The sequence below is a fragment of the Hyalangium sp. genome (genome assembly GCF_035629615.1).
Classification (GTDB): Bacteria; Myxococcota; Myxococcia; order Myxococcales; family Myxococcaceae; genus Hyalangium.
Map to the genome: position 1 here is coordinate 1 of NZ_DASPHO010000661.1, position 3,911 is coordinate 3,911.

Below are 3,911 nucleotides of genomic sequence, written 5' to 3' on the forward strand. Positions count from 1 at the left end.
CCGCAGGGTACGCAGGAGCCTCTTCCGCTCCGTCGGCGTCAGCTTCAGACTCCGCTTGGTCCGGATCATCGCGCCGCCCCTCCCTATCCCAGCGGGCAGCGGCGATACTACCCCTGAAAAGACTTAGCCCCGATGACTTAGGCGCTGACGCCGCTCGCGAGCTTCGACTTGGCCACGAACTGCGAGAACGCGCCCAGGAACTCCTCCAGGGACACCGTGCCGCTCTTATCGAGGTCGCACATCCGCAAGAACGCGTCGACTTCTTCGTCGCGGTAGCCCTTCTCGCGGAACTTGCTCATCACCTCCGCCACGTCCAGGACGCCGTCCTTGTTCGTGTCGATCTCATTGAAGATCTGGAACATCGAGTCCCTCATCATCGACTTCAGGATCGCGTCGCGGAGCTCGAACTCCAGCACGTCCAGGAAGCTGCCTTCGGGCATCGACAAGAGCCACGGGGCCATCGTCGTCGACCGGAGCACCGTCACCGTGGAGCCGGGCGACGACGAGACGCCCAGGCGTCTCTTGTAATCCTCGATGAACGTCTTCCCGTAGTGCTCCTCGCTGAAATCGGTCGTGCTCACGATCATTCCGTAGCCGTAGATCTCGTCCCCAGGATCGATGCTCAACAGGTCGTAGATGGCCTTGTTCAACCGGTTTGCCTGCTCCAGATCCGTGTTGAGCGAGCCGTCCGGGTTCCTGAAATTCACGGCGTAGGTCAAGATATTCTGATCCGGTCCGAGCTCGGGGAGGAGCGCCATGGCCTCGGGATCCGCCAAGAGCTCGTCTTCGTTTCTTCGGTTGATGCGCTCGCGGATGAACCGCACCTCGGCCTCGACGTCGCTGCCCGAGACCTCCGCCTGGAGCCGCGGGACCGGGACAATCACGAACCTGTCGTCCGGCCTGGCCATGCACAAGAGCCGCGCGTAGAAGCGCTTGCAATTGAAGAGGGCCCTCCTGTGGATCTGCCCATAACCGCTCCGCGTCGGCCGGATGACCTTGTGGCTCAGGTACACCGCCGCCACCGCGGCCCCTGGCTTCGAGCCTTCCAGCCCGTAAATCCCCACCGCGGGCTCCTCGTCGCCGTGGACGATATAGGGCGCCTTGAATGTCACCATGTCGCGCATGGCCCCATTCCGATAGCAGAGCGCCCCCGCCGGGTACGGAATGTAGCCTGATTTATGCGGATCCACCGTGATGGAGTCGGCCCTTCCGAGCGCCGAGAGTTGGGCCGTCACGTACCCGCTCATCCCCACCTCGGGCGGCGGACCGTGCGGCGCCTCTTTCTCGCGCGGCCCCTCGTCGGGGCGCAGCACGGCGGCGAAATACGCGCCCCACGCGCCGTCCGCGTGGACCGTGAACGAGAGCCCGCTCTTCTGGAGCGCTTGGCGCATCTCGAGGATCCCCTTCAGCGGATCCACCGCGCTCTCTTCCGTGCTGCCAAGCACGCCGACCACCGTGTAGACCGGCCGCCGCGCCTGGAGGCACTCTCTCAAGATTCGTTCGAGATCGGGGAGGCTCATCCGCGCGTCACGATCCACGGGCACGTCAATCACGTTCGCCGAGCCGATTCCGAGGACCGCCGCCGCCTTGGGGAACGAGTAATGCTTCGTTGCGGGGACCAGCACCACTGGAGATTCCTTCACATCCCCCAGGTAGCGCCTCGAAAACTCGAGGATGCCGAGGTGCTGGAGGGAGTGCCTCGACAGGGCCTCTGTGATTGCGTCACCCGAGATGCCGTGCTCGGCCGTCAAGCGCCCGGGCAGGGCGAGGATGTCGTCGACCTTGAGGTTGAGGAGCGACCACGTGTCGAGCGACAACAGCGGCTCTTTCCTCCCGTCGCACGTGGTGACCGTGAGCGCGCGCGCCGTCGCGAGGGACGGCTCGGCCTTGAGCGCCTCGCGCAGCGCGAGGGGATAGAGCTTGAGGTTCCTGGCGGACCAGATGGCCTCGATGTTCGCGATGGTGCCGCCACAGGTAATGTGCCCCCAGGGCCGGATGGCTCCCCGCTCAATGGCGTCCTCGTCGGGGATGCTATAGCCGAGCATCCGGCACAGATCGTCGCCCACGATCATCTCGAGGAGCGTGGTGGCGGTGGACCCCTCGAACGCGACGTTGTTGGGGTTGTAGAGCATGGCCGCGAAATAGCCGAGCACGCTGGGGAGCGTGGTGTCCCAGTTCATGTGGCCCTGGTACCGGCCGCTGAAGAAGGGGACGGATTTCTTGAGGAACGAAAGGAGCGACCGGAAGTTATCCCTCAGCGAGTCCATCGCGTGGAGGTACGAGGGGTGCCGCTTGGATTGTTCGGTGATATGCGTGGGATCCTGCGGGTGGAAGTTCCGCCGCCAGAAGGAGTGATCGCGGATGGCCTCGACCACGAGCCGCTCGAGCTCCTCGGCGTTCTCGGCCTTGGTGCCCAGAAACCAGGCCTCCGGTGACTTGGTGCCGGCCCCTTTGAGGAAGGGCTTCTCGCCGAACTGGAAGTAGCGCTTGAGGCCGGACCCGCCACCACGTGAATTTGCGTTCGTCATTTCTTCTCTTTTCTTGATCCAAAGGCTTTGCGACGGCTCGATCGGAATGAGGGAGGGGAGCGGACATGACACTGACGTGTCACTGACGTGTCAGCCAGCACTGCGGGGCCTCCAGGTTCAGGGAAACGGTGCAGCGAGGGGCAACTGCATGCTTCGGGGCTCCCAAGGCAGTCTTCGTGCCAACCGTCATCGGAAGGACTTCGCCCGGGGCGAGCTGCGAGGGAAGGTGGCGGTGAGAGGGTGAAGGGGGGGCTCCTACCTGCGAGGCCCTCCGCTGCTCGCTTGGGCTCCGTTCAAGGGAAACCTGAAACCCCGGAGCGCTTCATGTCACTCTCGCGTAGAGTTCCACGGCTCGCGGCCTCAGTACGCCCGGGCCTTCCAATCGATAGATCCTGCTGGGGTGAATGAAGTGAGTGATGTGAAAGAGACGAAGACAGGCGGCGTCAACGGGGTGACGGCGGGAGTGCTGGGGCTCGTGCTGGGCCTGGTGCTGGGCGTGGGCGTGGGACGGATGATCTGGACCACGAGCGGCAACCCGGCCGACCCGGCGAAGACCGCCACCGCGCAGGCCGCCCCGGCCACCCCGCCCGCTCCGGCGGCAGAGGCTCCGGCGCAGCCCCAGCAGCGGCAGCTGCTCTCGACGACCGTCTTCAAGGTCCCCCTGGAGGAGTCTCCTACCCAGGGCCCGGCGGACGCGCTGGTGACGATGGTGGAGTTCACCGACTTCCAGTGCCCGTTCTGCTCCCGGGCCAACGCCACCGTCAAGCAGGTGCAAGAGGACTACGGCAACAAGCTGCGCCTGGTCGTCAAGCAGCACCCGCTGCCCTTCCACCCGCGCGCGCGCCCGGCGGCCATCGCCTCCCTGGCGGCTCACAACCAGGGCAAGTTCTTCGCGTACCACGACAAGCTCTTCGCCAACCAGTCGCGGCTGGATGACGCCAGCCTGGAGACCTTCGCCAAGGAGGTGGGGCTGGACATGAAGCGCTGGAAGAAGGACCTGGCGGATCCGAAGCTCGCGGCGATCGTGGATCGGGACGCCGCGCTGGCGCAGTCGCTGGGTGCGCGCGGCACGCCGGGCTTCTTCGTCAACGGCCGCTTCTTCTCGGGCGCCCAGCCCATCGAGATCTTCCGGGCGGTCATCGACGAGGAGATGGCCAAGGCGCAGATGATGGTGAACGAGGGGATGAAGCCCTCGGACATCTACGCCTCCGTGCTGTCGCACGGCGTGAGCGTGGCGCCGGCACCGCCGCCGCCGCCCGAGCCGCCCGTGCAGAAGGTGGAGCTGGGCAGCGCGCCGGCGAAGGGTCCGAGCGACGCGCCTGTCACGCTGGTGGCCTTCTCGGACTTCGAGTGCCCGTTCTGCTCGCGCGCGGCCGACGTCTC

The 3,911-nt window shown here is 65.6% G+C and carries 2 protein-coding genes; one reads left to right on the forward strand and one right to left on the reverse strand.

What is annotated here, in order from left to right; translation table 11 throughout:
- Positions 1 to 137: 137 nt before the first annotated feature.
- Entirely contained in the window at positions 138 to 2,528 is a 2,391-nt protein-coding gene (locus tag VD972_RS33650; RefSeq protein ID WP_324992896.1) for an EF-hand domain-containing protein, read from the reverse strand.
- 409 nt (positions 2,529 to 2,937) lie between these two features.
- On the opposite strand from VD972_RS33650, the gene VD972_RS33655 reads away from it, so the two are divergent.
- Positions 2,938 to 3,911, forward strand: a 974-nt coding sequence (locus VD972_RS33655; protein WP_324992897.1) for a DsbA family protein, incomplete at its 3' end; no start/stop codon positions are given.

What these genes read in the sequence shown, in the direction of transcription:
- VD972_RS33650 (WP_324992896.1), bottom strand. Translation starts at nt 2,528, where the DNA reads ATGACGAACGCAAATTCACGTGGTGGCGGGTCCGGCCTCAAGCGCTAC.